Origin of the sequence: Klebsiella huaxiensis, from assembly GCF_003261575.2 — a bacterium.
Classification (GTDB): Bacteria; Pseudomonadota; Gammaproteobacteria; order Enterobacterales; family Enterobacteriaceae; genus Klebsiella; species Klebsiella huaxiensis.
The window spans coordinates 730,072-745,703 of sequence record NZ_CP036175.1 but is presented as its reverse complement, the minus strand read 5'-3'; the positions used below and the strand labels follow the sequence as shown (position 1 = coordinate 745,703).

Below are 15,632 nucleotides of genomic sequence, written 5' to 3'. Positions count from 1 at the left end.
ACTCATGTCACAAAATCGTTAATATGTAGTTAAAAAATGAATTATCAGAGCCATAGACAGAATTTTACCCTTCCCCAATAGCGTTCTTTCCGTATACTCAACCAGGCAAACATTTATTTACATCCGGATATAAACGTTACAAATAATACGTAGCCGGGACAGACAGCAACAGCACAGGAAGGAATGAAACATGGCAACTCAATCACCCCCATCAACCCTGCTACGGCGTCTGGCTCAGGGCAGCCTGGTCAAGCAAATTCTAATCGGTCTGGTGCTCGGCGTACTGCTGGCGACGATTTCAAAACCTGCAGCAATCGCCGTGGGGCTTCTGGGTACACTATTCGTCGGCGCGCTAAAAGCGGTCGCTCCGGTGCTGGTACTAATGCTGGTAATGGCCTCAATCGCTAATCATCAGCAGGGGCAAAAAACCAGCATCCGCCCAATTCTGTTCCTCTATCTGTTGGGGACCTTCGCCGCAGCATTAACCGCGGTGCTGTTTAGTTTTATCTTTCCGTCAACGCTGCACCTGAACGCAGCGGCAGACAGTATCACGCCGCCGTCAGGCATTGTCGAAGTCCTGCGCGGGCTGCTGATGAGCATGGTTTCTAACCCGATTGACGCTCTGCTGAACGCTAACTATATCGGGATTCTGGTATGGGCTGTCGGTCTGGGATTTGCGCTGCGCCACGGTAACGAGACCACCAAAAATCTGATTAACGACATGTCCCACGCGGTAACTTTTATCGTGAAGGTAGTGATTCGTTTCGCACCGCTGGGTATCTTCGGTCTGGTGGCCTCAACGCTGGCGACCACCGGTTTTGAAACCCTGTGGGGCTACGCTCAACTGCTGCTGGTACTGGTAGGCTGTATGCTGCTGGTGGCGCTGGTGATTAACCCGATTCTGGTATTCTGGAAAATTCGCCGTAACCCGTATCCGCTAGTTCTTCTCTGCCTGCGCGAGAGCGGCGTTTACGCCTTCTTCACCCGTAGCTCCGCTGCGAATATTCCAGTGAATATGGCGCTGAGTGAAAAGCTGAATCTGGACCGCGATACCTACTCGGTTTCTATTCCACTGGGCGCGACCATCAATATGGCCGGGGCGGCGATTACCATCACCGTATTGACCCTCGCCGCTGTGCATACGCTGGGCGTGCCGGTCGATCTGCCGACCGCACTGCTGCTTAGCGTTGTGGCCTCTCTGTGTGCCTGTGGTGCTTCCGGCGTAGCAGGCGGCTCTCTGCTGTTAATTCCGCTGGCCTGTAATATGTTCGGCATTCCAAACGATGTTGCCATGCAGGTCGTCGCCGTCGGCTTTATCATCGGCGTGTTGCAGGACTCTTGCGAAACCGCACTGAACTCCTCTACCGACGTTCTGTTTACCGCCGCTGCCTGTATCGCTGAAGACGAACAGCTTGCAAAGAACGCCCTACGTAGTTAATCTCCTCCCCTCCGCTAACGCGCGGAGGGGCTCTCTTCCTGCACTGCCTTTTCCACTTTAAATGGATCAATACCGCGCTTTTGCATCCGCCTGAAGCGAACGATGTTCAGACCGTTCATGACCAGAAAACTGCCTTCAATCATCGTGCCGCCAATCGAGCCCAGCCAGAAGTTATGGATAACCCAGCAAGCGGTCGCACACCACATTACGCAGCGAACGGTTAAGCCTGTGCAGCGAAAGAGCGCCCAGGTACTGGCCAGAGTGCCCACAATCGGCAGCAGCTCCATCGCGTGTTGCAGCTTTGCCAGCCCCAATACCAGGGTGAGCACAATAAATACGGTCATCACCCACAGCTTACGGGTGCGCATAGAGATAAGGGTGCGCACGGTATTGAGCTCGGCGCTCATTCCCGCCGGCCAGGCGCCCATCAAAAAGAAATGTACGCCAATGGTGGCGCTGTAGACGGCAAGCTGCAGCTTAAAGCGGCGCTCATCCCGGTTGAAAAAGGTCGTAATACCGATCAGAAAGGCGATGACACCAACGCCCTGGGCAAGCCAATACGCGGTCATGGGAGATCCTTATATACCCGTCATACTTCAAGTTGCATATGCGTTAGCCGCGTTCCTGCAACTCAAATTATTTAGGGTATAAAACAAAACGCGCATCATAATATGAAACGCCTCCTTTTCATTACTCTAAAGATTTCGCACCACAGCAAGGCGGCAAGTTTAGACATCCCCGGGAGCTTACTGAAGTAAGTGACCGGGGTGGATAAACGCAGCCAACACAGCGGTGGTGCGAAAGATGACGAGTAATTAGAGGGTGACTCCGCTTTTGAAAATAGCCAGTTCCCGGAAATCATTACGTTCATTGCAGGTCTGCTTACCATTAGCAAAGGCCACAATGGTGTCAACGAACTCTTCCAGCAGCTGCGGCATCGCTTTACCGTGAATCAACTGTCCCGCATCGAAGTCGATCCAGTGTTTTTTCTTCGCCGCCAGTTCGCTGTTGGTGGAGATTTTCACCGTCGGAACGAAACCGCCGTATGGCGTGCCGCGACCGGTGCTGAATAGCACCATATGGCAGCCCGCACCGGCCAGCGCGCTGGTCGCTACCGCATCGTTGCCTGGTGCACTCAGCAGGTTGAGTCCGTGAACTTTCAGCCGCTCGCCATAGCGCAGCACGTCAACCACCTGGCTGGAACCCGCTTTCTGCGTGCAGCCTAGCGATTTATCTTCCAGGGTGGTGATACCGCCCGCTTTGTTACCCGGTGATGGGTTCTCGTAAATTGGCTGGTCGTGGGCGATAAAGTACTGTTTGAAGTCATTGACCATCGTCACCAGCTTGCCGAAGGTCTCTTCGTCACGGCAGTGGCTCATCAGCAGCTGCTCGGCACCGAACATTTCCGGAACTTCGGTCAGCACGGTGGTACCGCCATTAGCAATCAGGTAATCCGAGAAACGGCCCAGCATTGGGTTCGCGGTAATGCCGGACAGACCATCGGAACCGCCGCACTCAAGGCCGAACTTCAACTCGCTCAGCTTGCCCGGTTCGCGTTTGTCACTACGCATCACGTTGTAGAGCTGATGGAGATGCTCGATCCCCGCTTCCACTTCATCATCCTGGTGCTGACAGATCATAAAGTGAACGCGTTCAGGATCGAATTCACCTAAGGTTTCGCGGAACGCATCAACCTGGTTGTTTTCGCAACCCAGACCAACTACCAGCACCGCGCCCGCATTTGGGTGACGCACCATATTTTGCAGCATGGTCCGGGTGTTAATATGATCGTCACCGAGCTGCGAACAGCCGTAGGTGTGGCTGAAGAGATGAACTCCGTCGATACCTTCGGCGTCGTTGGTTTCTTTCAGGAAGCGGTTCTGCATCTGACGGGCCATGGCGTTGACGCAGCCAACGGTCGGCAGGATCCACAGCTCGTTACGAACGCCAACATCGCCGTTGGCCCGACGATAAATCTGGATATCGCGATCCGCAGGCTGCGCGACGGGCTCGATAAGTTCCGGTTGATAGCTATACGCGTCTAGGTCGCTTAAGTTAGTGCGCGTATTGTGGGAGTGGATATGTTCCCCCGGCGCAATATCCGCCAGCGCATGTCCTATCGGCAGACCGTACTTAACGACGTTGTCTCCCTTCGCAATGCTACGCAGCGTAAACTTATGCCCGCGCGCAACATCCTGAGCCAACGTGACCGTATCGCCGTCAATGGTGACCACCGTGCCTGCCGCCATATCCGCCAACGCTACCGCGACGTTATCTTGCGAATGGATTTTAATGTATTGCATATCAACCGACCTCTGGTCTTAGTTCAGTTCAATGGCGAAGTAGTCACGCGCATTGTTAAAGCAAATGTTTTTCACCATCTCACCCAGCAGCTGAATATCCGCCGGGGCTTCACCAGCCTCAACCCAACGGCCTATCATCTGGCAAAGGATGCGACGGAAGTATTCATGACGGGTGTAGGAGAGGAAGCTGCGGCTATCGGTCAGCATACCGACAAAGCGGCTCAGCAGGCCGAGCTGCGCCAGCTGGGTCATCTGACGTTCCATGCCGTCTTTCTGATCGTTGAACCACCAACCGGAACCGAACTGCATCTTGCCTGGCATACCTTCGCCCTGGAAGTTGCCTGTCATGGTGCCTAGCACTTCGTTGTCGCGCGGGTTCAGGCAGTACAGGATGGTTTTCGGCAGCAGGTTTTCTTCGTTCTGCTTGCTGAGCAGTTTGGACAGCTCTTCCGCCATCGGGCGGTCGTTGATGGAGTCGAAACCAACGTCTGGCCCTAACAGTTTGAACTGACGCAGGTTGTTGTTACGCAGTGCGCCAATGTGATACTGCTGCACCCAGCCGCGACGAGCGTATTCCGCGCCGAGGAACACCAGAACCGCGGTTTTGAACTGCGCAACTTCATGCTCGCTAAGGGATTCACCCGCCAGACGACGTGCCAGGATAGTATCCAGTTCGCTTTCGCTAGCTTCGGCAAACAGCACCACATCCAGCGCATGGTCAGAAACCTTACAACCGTGGGCGGCGAAGTGATCCAGACGTTTCGTCAGCGCGGACTGCAGGTCAGCAAAGCGACGAATGTCGGTGTCAGACACTTCTCCCAACTTCGCCATGTAGTCGTTAAAGGTCGCCTGTTCGATGTTGAACGCTTTGTCCGGGCGCCAGCTCGGCAGCACTTTCACGGAGAAAGTGCTGTCTTTAGCGACAGAGGCATGATGCTCCAGCGAATCAACCGGGTCGTCGGTGGTTCCGACCATCTTCACGTTCATCTGCTGCATGATGCCGCGAGCAGAGAAGCTGTCCTGGGCCAGCAGATCGTTACACTCATTCCAGATCTCATCCGCCGTTGCCGGAGAGAGCACCTTACCTGTAATACCAAAAGGACGACGCAGTTCAAGATGCGTCCAGTGGTATAACGGGTTGCCAATAGTATGCGGTACAGTGGCCGCCCAGGCGTCAAATTTCTCACGATCGGAAGCATCACCGGTGCACAGACGTTCGGCTACGCCGTTGGTGCGCATCGCACGCCATTTGTAGTGATCACCTTTCAGCCAGATGTCATACAGATTTTTGAAGCGGTAATTTTCGGCAATTTGCTGCGGCGGCAGGTGGCAGTGATAGTCGAAAATCGGCTGGTCTTTAGCATAATCGTGGTACAGGCGGCGAGCAAACTCGGTATCAAGCAGGAAATCTTCGGTCATAAACGGTGTCATTTTCGTGTCCTCTTCGCCCCCTGTGGGAGCCCATCAGATGATTGACTATAATGCTGACAAAGTTATCACACCAATTTCCACAGGCCGAAGTATTTTTCGTGAGTTAGATCAATAAACGTCGACAAAAAAATTACCATCAAAGGAGTAAACGGCCCGCCAGAGCGCGCCAGCTCTGGCCTTTATCTCAGGAATGAATGCCCACACAAACTTTCCCACTTTTGTGATGTCACTCACCTTTTGAAGTTGTATGACAAGTTATCTTGCTGCCGTCGAAACATATAAACCGACGGAATGCATTACCAACGAATTATTACGTTGGATTTACCGGTATGGATGCCGAATTAGACACAACAGTTGATGGCAAGGTTCGGGCCATATGAGGTTTCCTCTCCTGAGCCCTCCGTTTCTCCTTCTTCGCCTCAGTTACAGGGCTGGAAGATAGCCGCACCCGCTGCGGATATATAACAAACGATGAGGTTTACATGCGTAAAATTAAAGGGTTACGTTGGTACATGATCGCACTGGTGACGTTAGGCACCGTGCTGGGGTACCTGACGCGTAACACTGTGGCGGCAGCTGCGCCAACTCTGATGGAAGAGTTACACATCTCCACCCAACAGTATTCCTATATCATCGCGGCCTATTCTGCTGCTTATACCGTCATGCAGCCGGTTGCCGGCTACGTGCTGGACGTTTTGGGTACCAAAATCGGCTATGCCTTCTTTGCTGTTGCCTGGGCAGTCTTCTGCGGCTCCACGGCGCTGGCGGGAAGCTGGGGCGGCCTGGCGTTGGCGCGTGGCGCAGTAGGTGCCGCTGAAGCCGCGATGATCCCCGCAGGTCTGAAGGCCAGCTCTGAATGGTTCCCGGCAAAAGAGCGTTCAATCGCCGTCGGCTACTTCAACGTTGGCTCTTCTATCGGTGCAATGATCGCGCCGCCGCTGGTGGTATGGGCTATCGTAATGCACAGCTGGCAGATGGCGTTTATTATCTCCGGCGTCCTGAGCTTTGCCTGGGCAATGGCCTGGCTGGTTTTCTACAAACACCCGCGCGATCAGAAAAAATTAACCGAAGAAGAACGCGAATATATTATTGGTGGCCAGGAGTCTCAGCATCAGACCAATAACGGCAAGAAAATGTCCCCGTGGCAGATTCTGCGCAACCGTCAGTTCTGGGGTATCGCCCTGCCGCGCTTCCTTGCAGAACCTGCATGGGGGACCTTCAACGCGTGGATCCCGCTGTTCATGTTTAAAGTTTACGGCTTTAACCTGAAAGAGATCGCCATGTTTGCGTGGATGCCGATGCTGTTTGCTGACCTCGGGTGCATCATTGGGGGTTACCTGCCGCCGCTGTTCCAGCGCTGGTTTGGCGTTAACCTGATCGTTTCGCGTAAAATGGTGGTCACCATGGGTGCGCTGCTGATGATTGGCCCGGGGATGATCGGTCTGTTCACCAGCCCATTCGTGGCTATCGCGCTGCTGTGCGTCGGTGGCTTTGCTCACCAGGCGCTGTCCGGTGCACTGATCACGCTCTCTTCAGACGTATTTGGTCGTAACGAAGTGGCAACAGCAAACGGTATGACCGGGATGGCCGCATGGCTGGCAAGCACCCTGTTTGCCCTGGTCGTCGGTGCACTGGCTGATACTATCGGCTTTAGCCCGCTGTTCGCCGTACTGGCAGTATTCGATGTGCTGGGCGCGATAGTTATCTGGACGGTCCTGAAAAATAAATCAGCCGATGACGATCCCACGCCGTTAAACACCAGTAAACCGGCAACGCAAAGCTAGAGTCTGCCTGGTTAATTAGGACATGAAAGCCGCCGGTATAAAGGCGGCTTTTTCGTCTCTTCTGGTGGTGAGAAGCGCGTAAAAGTGGTATAACAAATCCAATATTGTCGCCATCTCCCGGGAGCGAATATGGAAATCACTGAACCGCGTCGTTTGTATCAGCAGCTTGCCGCCGAGTTGAAGACGCGTATTGAACAAGGTGTCTACCTTGTGGGCGATAAACTGCCCGCAGAGCGGTTTATTGCTGATGAAAAAAGCGTTAGCCGCACCGTGGTTCGCGAAGCCATTATTATGCTGGAAGTGGAAGGCTACGTTGAAGTACGCAAAGGTTCCGGCATCCACGTTATCTCCAACCAACCGAAGCATCAGCAAATTCCTGATGAGTCGCTGGAGTTCGCCAGCTACGGTCCGTTTGAGCTGCTGCAAGCCCGTCAGCTCATTGAAAGTAATATCGCCGAGTTCGCTGCCACTCAGGTAACCAAGCAAGACATCATGAAACTGATGGAAATTCAGGAGAAAGCGCGTAAAGAAAAATGCTTCCGCGACTCCGAGTGGGATCTTCAGTTTCACGTTCAGGTGGCTCTGGCGACGCAAAACACCGCCTTAGCCGCTATCGTTGAAAAGATGTGGACCCAGCGAGTGCATAACCCGTACTGGAAGAAGCTGCACGACCACATCGACCTGCGCACCGTCGATAACTGGTGCGACGATCATGACCAAATCCTCAAAGCGCTTATCCGCAAGGATCCACACGCGGCAAAACTGGCCATGTGGCAGCATCTGGAAAACACCAAGCTCATGCTGTTTAACGAAACCAGCGATGACTTCGAATTCAATGCGGACCGCTATCTGTTTGCTGATAATCCGGTCGTTCATCTCGATACCGCCGCCAACGGCGTAAAATAGACCATTATCTTCTTCCCGGGCAGCCATTGCGCCGCTGCCCGCAAACCTCGCAGGGTAAGCAAAACATATATAGTGTCAGCCTGTGTAAATACTCTCGCCTCCCTCCTTCGCAATCAGCAAAATCAATATGCAACAAACAGCAATTTCTATGACGTAAAGTCAGCTGGTTTGTTACAATTAGATGCATTTTGTCGTTCTGAGAGTTAGCTTTTGCTTACTTCACTTTTAAACAGGGATCCGTTCAGAGCGCAGCAGCGACCATAATCCAATAAGAAGCCATGTCGCCATGCATACACCGCGTTCAGACGTGCCGTTAACCGATGTACCAGGAATCGTGAATGGAACTATTAACCCAATTATTGAATGCCTTGTGGGCTCAGGATTACGAAACTCTCGCTAATCCGTCCATGATTGGCATGCTGTACTTTGTCTTATTTATGATTTTATTTCTTGAAAACGGTTTGCTACCTGCTGCCTTTTTGCCGGGCGACAGTCTGCTCGTACTGGTCGGCGTGCTTATCGCTAAAGGCGCGATGGGCTTTCCGGAAACGCTACTGCTGCTCACCGCCGCCGCGAGCCTCGGCTGCTGGTTAAGTTATATTCAAGGCCGATGGCTGGGTAATACACGAATAGTACAAAATTGGTTATCGCACCTGCCCTCACACTATCATCAGCGCGCGCACCATCTGTTCCATAAACATGGGCTTTCCGCGCTGCTGATCGGCCGTTTTATCGCTTTCGTCCGCACGCTGCTGCCGACCATTGCCGGACTATCTGGCCTGAGCAGCGCACGCTTCCAGTTCTTTAACTGGATGAGCGGCCTGCTGTGGGTCCTGATCCTGACCTCACTGGGATACTTGCTGGGTAAAACGCCGGTATTCCTGAAGTATGAAGATCAGCTGATGTCCTGCCTGATGCTGCTGCCGGTGGCGCTTTTGGTATTTGGCCTGGTTGGCTCGCTGATTGTCCTGTGGAAGAAAAAACACAGAAGCCGGAGCTGATGATGGTGATTAAACGTCCTTCACTGCGTCACATAAGCTGGGTGCTGGGCGGCTCGTTACTCCTGTGCGGTCTGTTCTGGCTCTGGCTGACCGTGCAACAGCAGGAATCTACCCTGGCTATCCGTCCCGTCAGCCAGGGTATCAGCATGCCGGACGGTTTTTCCGTCTGGCATCACCTCGACGCCAATGGCATCAGCTTTAAAAGCATTACGCCGCAAAATGATGGCCTGCTTATCAAGTTTGACTCCAACGCCCAGGGCGTCGCGGCCAAAGAAGTGTTGGGCCGCGCACTGCCACATGGTTATATTATCGCTTTGCTGGAAGACGATAATTCACCGACGGCCTGGATTTCGCGCCTGCGCGATACCCCACACAGATTCGGGTAATCAACGAAAATTCCGAATATTTTCACCCGGTTTGGTGATTTTCCGTTTTACTTACTATCATTAGGTTTGCGGGAGTCACCAGGCTCACGTTAATCAACTGGATCGGGTATACCCTCACGTATGCCCTCACACAATGGAAGGTCGCATCCATGAAACACCGCATCGCTTTAATTCTGGTTCTTTCTTCACTGAGCGCCAGTGCCTTTGCCATCTCCCCTTGTCAGGAAAAAGAGCAGGATATCCAGCGGGAGATCAGCTACGCAGAAAAACATCATAATCAGAACCGTATTGATGGTTTGAATCGAGCGCTTAGTGAAGTCAGAGCAAATTGCAGCGACAGTAAGCTCAAAGCTGAACACCAGCAAAAAATCGCCAAACAGCAAGCAGAAATAGCCGAACGGCAGAACGATCTGCGCGAAGCCGAACAGAAAGGCGATGCTGACAAAATCAGCAAGCGCCAGCATAAACTTGATGAAGCGCAGCAAGAGCTGAAAACGCTGCAATCTCGCGAGTATTAATCGGTTAAGTAAGACCAATATGGACCACTTTAACAGGAGATAAACATGGCTAAAGATAACGTTGCAGAAGACCTGCGTGCGGAACTGAAAACGCTGGCTGACACCCTGGAAGAAGTGCTGAACTCCTCCACGGATAAATCGAAAGAAGAGATTGGTAAGCTGCGTAGCAAAGCCGAAAGCGCGCTGAAAGAGAGCCGCGTTCGTTTGGGAGAAACCAGCGACGCCATTGTGAAGCAAACGCGCGAAACCGCTGCTCGCGCCGATGAATACGTCCGCGAAAATCCGTGGACCGGCGTCGGAATTGGCGCAGCTGTCGGATTGGTGCTGGGTGTTCTGCTGACGCGCCGCTGATTATGGCAAACTCTCAACACACACAGGGGCCGGGTCAAAGCGTTTTCGGCATTGGTCAGCGGATAGTTACCCTGCTGGTCGAAATGGTGGAAACGCGCCTGCGCCTGGTGGTCGTGGAGCTGGAAGAGGAGAAAGCGAATCTCTTTCAGCTGTTTCTGATGCTAGGGCTGACATTGCTATTTGCTGCATTCGGGTTGATGAGTCTGTTGGTCCTCATTATCTGGGCCGTCGATGCGCAATATCGCCTGAACGTGATGATCGCCACCACCGTGACCCTGCTGCTGGCGGCTCTTATTGGCGGTATCTGGACGCTTAGTAAGGCCCGACGTTCGACGTTTCTGCGCCTTACGCGTCAGGAACTGGCTAACGACAGGTCCTTACTGGAGGACGATAAGCCATGAGCCGCGACCAACAGGAACGTGAACGGCAGAAAGCACGTCTGCTGCGTCTAATCCAACAGCAACGGTTGGATCTCAACGCCAGCCGGCGCGACTGGCTGGAAGCAACCGCGCCAATAGATCGCGGCTGGCATACCCTACTTAACTTGCGTTCATGGGCGATGGTTGGCAGTGGACTCATCGCGGTGTGGTCTGTCCGCCACCCGCGCTTTTTACTCCGTTGGACAAAACGCAGTTTTGGTCTCTGGAGCACCTGGCGCATGGCGCGTAGCCTGCTGCGCCAGCAATCAACACGCTGAGGCACATCTTGTGCCTCTTCTTATTTAACGTCTCCCACCGAACACCATTATCCAGACCGCTCAGTCGGCCCTTCTATTCATTTGCTTTATCAATGGTTACTCAGAATCTTTGAAGTAGATCTACAGTTTTCCTTGCTAACAATTACGTCACAGCCTCGCTAATATTCACTCCATCGACAGCAACCCCGCGTCATACGCAGGATTGCACTAAAAAACAAAATCGCCGCCCTTTGGGTTTTATGGAGTAAGAAATGAAAAAATTAGAAGATGTTGGTGTACTGGTAGCACGCATTCTGATGCCAATTCTGTTTATCACAGCAGGTTGGGGAAAAATCACTGGTTATGCGGGTACCCAACAATATATGGAAGCCATGGGCGTCCCTGGTTTTATGCTGCCGCTGGTTATTCTGCTTGAATTTGGCGGCGGTCTGGCAATTCTGTTCGGTTTCCTGACTCGCACTACTGCGCTATTCACAGCAGGCTTCACCGTACTGACCGCGTTCCTGTTCCACAGCAACTTTGCTGAAGGCGTGAACTCGCTGATTTTCATGAAAAACCTGACCATCGCTGGTGGCTTCCTGCTGCTGGGTATCACCGGCCCGGGCGCATTCAGTATCGACCGCGTGCTGAATAAGAAATGGTAAGCACGCTATACTGAATAAAGACAAAGCGAGGGGACATCTCCTCGCTTTTGCTATCTGAGGGAGGAAATGATGGGACAATTAATTGACGGCGTCTGGCACGATACCTGGTATGACACCCAATCCACCGGAGGGCGGTTCAAGCGTTCTGTTTCTGCCTTTCGCAACTGGCTAACCGCCGATGGCGCACCAGGACCGGGTGGTGAACCAGGATTTCCGGCGGAAAAAGACCGCTATCATCTGTACGTTTCTCTTGCCTGTCCATGGGCGCATCGCACCTTAATTCTACGCAGTCTGAAAGGGTTAGAGCCGTTTATTTCAGTCTCGGTGGTCAATCCCTTAATGTTCGAGAACGGCTGGACGTTCGACGATAGCTTTCCGGCGGCCACTGGCGATACCCTCTATCAGCACGAATTTCTTTATCAGCTGTACCTGCATGCCGATCCGCAATACAGCGGGCGCGTTACGGTGCCGGTGTTGTGGGATAAAAAACAGCACACTATCGTCAGTAACGAGTCGGCTGAAATCATCCGCATGTTCAACTCCGCTTTCGATGGGCTCGGTGCTCGCGCCGGAGATTACTATCCACCTGAGCTGCGTGATCAAATTGATGAGCTGAACGGCTGGATCTACGACAACGTTAACAACGGCGTTTATAAAGCCGGATTCGCCACCAGCCAGCAGGCCTACGACGAAGCGGTCGATGCGGTATTTACCTCGCTGGAGCGCCTTGAGCAAATCCTGGGACAGCACCGCTTCCTGACGGGTAACCAGTTAACCGAGGCAGATATTCGCCTGTGGACTACACTGGTTCGCTTCGACCCGGTGTATGTGACCCATTTTAAATGCGATAAACACCGCATCAGCGATTATCTCAATCTTTATGGCTTCCTGCGCGATATCTACCAGATGTCAGGCATTGCCGAAACGGTAGATTTTGCCCATATTCGCAACCACTACTACCGTAGCCATAAAACGATCAACCCAACCGGGATTATCTCCATTGGTCCACAGCAAGATCTCAGCGAGCCGCACGGCCGCGATCTTCGCTTCCGCTAAGATATTGGGCGCTATTTACAGCGCCCAACAATTCATTCAGCAAATATTTGCCAACATTTCATTCGCGTCTATTCTTATTTCGATCGCTTTAAAAACAAGTGATTGACGGTTAATTGAGGCGTAGAAATGGACTGGTATCTTAAAGTATTACAAAACTATCTTGGATTTGGCGGTCGCGCCCGGCGCAAAGAGTACTGGATGTTTATTCTGGTCAACATCATCCTGACTGGCGTACTCAGCATCATTGATAAGATGCTCGGCTGGCAGCGCGCGGGAGGAGAAGGCATCCTGACGACTATCTATGCCATACTGGTATTTTTACCGTGGTGGGCGGTGCAGTTTCGTCGTTTGCACGACACCGACCGTTCGGCATGGTGGCTGTTATTACTGCTGATTCCTGTTATCGGCTGGCTGGTGATCATTATTTTTAATTGCCAGAACGGTACTCCCGGCAATAACCGCTTCGGGCCGGACCCAAAACCAACCTCATACTAAACAATGCGCCCCTTGCCAAAAAGGGGCGCATGTTGATCTATCTATTCATAAACAGCTTCGGGATCTCGCGCAGGCACCATGACTTCGCTTCACCCATGCTATCGCGACGCCAGGCCATAATGATATCAACCTCATTACTGTATTCCGGGCTGACCACCCGTAAACGACCTTCGGCAATATCCTGCTCAACGAGCGGATAAGGCATTGTCGCCACGCCCAGTCCTGCCAATAGCGCCTGACGTTTATCTTCAATCGTACTGACGGTTAATCGCGGCTGCTTGTCGAGCAGTTGCACCGTCAATACCGGGCGTTCGCGAGCGGTATCGGCCACCGCTACGCCGCGATACTTCACGCGCGTAACTTCGGAAAGCGGCTCTGGCTCTTGATGAATCGGATGATCCGGCGCGGCAACATAGACGCTTGTCACCGAGTAAAGCTTGCGGGAATTAATTTCCGACGATGAGCGAAAATGCATATCCGGCGCAACGACAATATCCGCCCGACCCTGCTCGAGGCGCTCCCACGCACCGGCCAGCACTTCAGTAATGATCGACAACTGAGTATTAGATTTGGTCGCCAGCTTTTCAATCAGCGGAAATAGATTGGTGGTTGGCACCAGCGCTTCGGTGACAAGAGTCAGATGCGTTTCCCAACCGCGCGACAGGGCTTCAGCGTCGGTCGTCAACTTATCCGCCGCTTCCAGCAGAACCCGTCCACGCTCCAGCAGCATTCGCCCAACGTTGGTGAATTTTGTTCGATGTCCTGAGCGGTCAAACAGCACGACATCGAGCTCCTCCTCCAGCTTTTGCATGGTATAGCTCAGCGCCGAAGGAACACGACCGAGTTCATCAGCCGCAGCGGCAAAGCTTCCGCGTCGGTCAATCGCATCCATAACGCGCAACGCTTCCAGCGTTAGTGCTCTCTCTTTGGCCATCATTCTCTCATTCAGGAAATTTGAACATACCGGGCAGAATATCTGGCTAACAATACACCGTCCATACCTTTACCATTGATTTAGTGTAAAGAGAGGTCAAGAAAATGATTACTACCCGAACAGCCAAACAATGCGGTCAAGCTGACTTCGGCTGGCTGCAGGCCCGCTACACCTTTTCCTTTGGCCACTACTTCGACCCGAAACTGCTAGGCTACGCGTCTCTGCGCGTGCTCAACCAGGAAGTGCTGGCGCCCGGCGCCTCGTTCCAGCCGCGTACCTACCCGAAGGTCGATATTCTGAACCTGATACTGGAAGGGGAAGCGGAGTACCGCGACAGTGACGGCAACCATATCCAGGCGAAAGCGGGAGAGGCACTGCTGATTTCGACTCAACCCGGCGTTAGCTACAGCGAGCACAACCTGAGTAAAGAGGGTTCGTTAACGCGAATGCAGCTGTGGCTGGATGCCTGCCCGCAGCATGAAAATCCACTAGTCCAGAAAATAGCGATCGCCTCGGGACCGCAACAGCTGTTGGCTTCGCCAGACGGCAGCCAAAATAGTCTCCAGTTGCGCCAGCAGGTATGGATCCACCATATCGAACTGGCAAAAGGCGAGCAGCTCAGCGTCCAGCTTCACGGCCCACGCGCCTATCTGCAGTCGATTCACGGGACGGTGCATGCGCTTGTGCAAGAAGAAGAAAAACAGGCCCTGACCTGTGGTGATGGCGCGTTTATTCGTGACGAAGCTAACATTACCCTCGTCGCCGATACGCCGTTACGCGCTTTGCTGATAGATTTACCTGTGTAACAACGGCAGTAAGGGAGTTTGCCTGTGAGCAAGAAGAAAGCAAAAAAAGCAGCGATATTAGTGCAACAGCCGCAACCGGAAGTTATGGTCGCAGTCAGTTTTGGCTATGAAGAGATGTTAAGTGAACTGGAAGCTATCGTCGCGGAAGCGGAGGTACGGATTCAGGACGAAGAGAGCCTCGCCTGACGTAAAAACATCGGCCCCAGAACGGGGCCGATTGATTTACTCGCTCAGTTCCTGGGCTAAATCTTTTTGCACCTGCTTGCGCTGCTCTGGCGTTAATACCTGGTTCACACCAAAATAGTATTTCACACGATAGTAGCGAACCTGCTGTTCTACTTTGCTAAATGCCGCCAGCTGATCTTTAACCGCTTTTTCATTCCATTTGCCGGAATCGATCACATCAAACAGTACGCCGTCTTTAATATCTTTCTGGGAAATCTGCTGAACATTTTTTTCCAATTGCTGGTGCAGACTCTTAATTTTCGTTACCTGATCGTTGGTCAGCTTTAAATGTTGAACAATCGGATCCTGTGCTGGGGCTGGTGCAGCCTTAACATCAGCAGCCTGGGCCGCCATAGAGAATCCACTAGCCAGAACAGCGGTGAACACGATACGGGTCATTAATTTCATTGTTTTATCCTGAAGGGTAATTGTCAGAAAGGGCGGCTTATTATTTTTCAGAAGCAGATGTGGAAATGTAAGAAATAGTACGTATAGATGTAGTTAAAGTTCAGAGAATATAATTAATGGAAATGTATTAAAATAAATAATTAATTGAGTGAATATAAAATACCTGACCTTATGAGAGAGGGTTGGTGTTAATGACAAACCTGCCTTGCGCATTGTGCCCGCATTCTTGTCAGGTGGCGGCTGGCGCCT

General features: G+C 52.5%; 19 protein-coding genes. 14 read left to right on the top strand and 5 right to left on the bottom strand.

Annotation, left to right across the window (positions count from 1 at the left end; genetic code table 11):
• Positions 1–190 precede the first annotated feature (190 nt).
• Positions 191–1,438: a serine/threonine transporter SstT gene (gene sstT, locus DA718_RS03630; protein WP_112213630.1), complete on the top strand. Its 1,248-nt coding sequence runs from the start codon at positions 191–193 to the stop codon at positions 1,436–1,438.
• 14 nt (positions 1,439–1,452) lie between these two features.
• On the opposite strand, the gene DA718_RS03625 is transcribed toward sstT, so the two are convergent.
• From DA718_RS03625 to uxaC, 3 genes are all read right to left on the bottom strand, one after another.
• Positions 1,453–2,007: a YgjV family protein gene (locus tag DA718_RS03625; protein ID WP_110272946.1), complete on the bottom strand. Its 555-nt coding sequence runs from the start codon at positions 2,005–2,007 to the stop codon at positions 1,453–1,455.
• A gap of 246 nt (positions 2,008–2,253) precedes the next feature.
• Positions 2,254–3,741 (bottom strand): UxaA family hydrolase, encoded by a 1,488-nt coding sequence (locus DA718_RS03620; protein WP_112213629.1) that lies wholly within the window; start codon positions 3,739–3,741, stop codon positions 2,254–2,256.
• An 18-nt stretch (positions 3,742–3,759) separates the two neighbouring features.
• Complete coding sequence (gene uxaC, locus DA718_RS03615; protein WP_112213628.1) at positions 3,760–5,172, bottom strand: glucuronate isomerase; 1,413 nt, start codon at positions 5,170–5,172, stop codon at positions 3,760–3,762.
• A 482-nt stretch (positions 5,173–5,654) separates the two neighbouring features.
• Here uxaC and DA718_RS03610 point away from each other — a divergent pair, with 482 nt between their 5' ends.
• The 11 genes from DA718_RS03610 to DA718_RS03560 all read left to right on the top strand — a co-directional run bounded on the left by DA718_RS03610 (position 5,655) and on the right by DA718_RS03560 (position 13,010).
• Positions 5,655–6,956 carry an MFS transporter gene (locus DA718_RS03610; protein ID WP_112213627.1) on the top strand — a complete coding sequence of 434 codons (1,302 nt, stop codon included), beginning with the start codon at positions 5,655–5,657 and terminating at the stop codon, positions 6,954–6,956.
• 129 nt (positions 6,957–7,085) lie between these two features.
• Positions 7,086–7,862 carry a transcriptional regulator ExuR gene (exuR, locus tag DA718_RS03605; RefSeq protein WP_112213626.1) on the top strand — a complete coding sequence of 259 codons (777 nt, stop codon included), beginning with the start codon at positions 7,086–7,088 and terminating at the stop codon, positions 7,860–7,862.
• Positions 7,863–8,200: 338 nt separating this feature from the next.
• Positions 8,201–8,863 (top strand): DedA family general envelope maintenance protein YqjA, encoded by a 663-nt coding sequence (yqjA, locus tag DA718_RS03600; protein ID WP_112213625.1) that lies wholly within the window; start codon positions 8,201–8,203, stop codon positions 8,861–8,863.
• Between the two features lie 8 nt (positions 8,864–8,871).
• On the top strand, positions 8,872–9,249 hold the full coding sequence (gene mzrA / locus DA718_RS03595; RefSeq protein WP_167492848.1) for an EnvZ/OmpR regulon moderator MzrA: 378 nt from the start codon (positions 8,872–8,874) through the stop codon (positions 9,247–9,249).
• 149 nt (positions 9,250–9,398) lie between these two features.
• The gene (locus DA718_RS03590) at positions 9,399–9,767 is read left to right on the top strand and encodes a DUF1090 domain-containing protein (RefSeq protein ID WP_112213623.1); all 369 of its coding nucleotides are present in this window, start codon (positions 9,399–9,401) and stop codon (positions 9,765–9,767) included.
• Positions 9,768–9,812: 45 nt separating this feature from the next.
• The gene (locus DA718_RS03585) at positions 9,813–10,118 is read left to right on the top strand and encodes an ElaB/YgaM/YqjD family protein (RefSeq protein WP_004125506.1); all 306 of its coding nucleotides are present in this window, start codon (positions 9,813–9,815) and stop codon (positions 10,116–10,118) included.
• 2 nt (positions 10,119–10,120) lie between these two features.
• Positions 10,121–10,519 (top strand): phage holin family protein, encoded by a 399-nt coding sequence (locus DA718_RS03580; protein WP_112213622.1) that lies wholly within the window; start codon positions 10,121–10,123, stop codon positions 10,517–10,519.
• Complete coding sequence (locus DA718_RS03575) at positions 10,516–10,815, top strand: YqjK-like family protein (protein WP_112213621.1); 300 nt, start codon at positions 10,516–10,518, stop codon at positions 10,813–10,815. Before DA718_RS03580 ends, DA718_RS03575 begins: the two co-directional genes overlap by 4 nt.
• A gap of 251 nt (positions 10,816–11,066) precedes the next feature.
• Positions 11,067–11,459, top strand: a complete 393-nt coding sequence (locus DA718_RS03570) for a DoxX family protein (protein ID WP_112213620.1) — start codon at positions 11,067–11,069, stop codon at positions 11,457–11,459.
• 69 nt (positions 11,460–11,528) lie between these two features.
• Positions 11,529–12,515, top strand: coding sequence for a glutathione S-transferase family protein (locus DA718_RS03565; RefSeq protein ID WP_112213619.1), 987 nt, complete (start codon positions 11,529–11,531; stop codon positions 12,513–12,515).
• A gap of 126 nt (positions 12,516–12,641) precedes the next feature.
• Complete coding sequence (locus tag DA718_RS03560; protein WP_112213618.1) at positions 12,642–13,010, top strand: DUF805 domain-containing protein; 369 nt, start codon at positions 12,642–12,644, stop codon at positions 13,008–13,010.
• 37 nt (positions 13,011–13,047) lie between these two features.
• Here the strand turns inward: DA718_RS03560 and DA718_RS03555 are convergent, their stop codons facing one another.
• A complete protein-coding gene (locus DA718_RS03555; RefSeq protein WP_110272932.1) occupies positions 13,048–13,944 on the bottom strand; it encodes a LysR family transcriptional regulator in 897 nt (298 codons plus the stop codon).
• Between the two features lie 104 nt (positions 13,945–14,048).
• On the opposite strand from DA718_RS03555, the gene DA718_RS03550 reads away from it, so the two are divergent.
• Positions 14,049–14,750, top strand: coding sequence for a pirin family protein (locus tag DA718_RS03550; RefSeq protein WP_112213617.1), 702 nt, complete (start codon positions 14,049–14,051; stop codon positions 14,748–14,750).
• Positions 14,751–14,774: 24 nt separating this feature from the next.
• A complete protein-coding gene (locus tag DA718_RS30335; protein WP_167492721.1) occupies positions 14,775–14,936 on the top strand; it encodes a hypothetical protein in 162 nt (53 codons plus the stop codon).
• A gap of 36 nt (positions 14,937–14,972) precedes the next feature.
• On the opposite strand, the gene DA718_RS03545 is transcribed toward DA718_RS30335, so the two are convergent.
• Complete coding sequence (locus tag DA718_RS03545) at positions 14,973–15,383, bottom strand: Spy/CpxP family protein refolding chaperone (protein WP_112213616.1); 411 nt, start codon at positions 15,381–15,383, stop codon at positions 14,973–14,975.
• Positions 15,384–15,632: the final 249 nt, after the last annotated feature.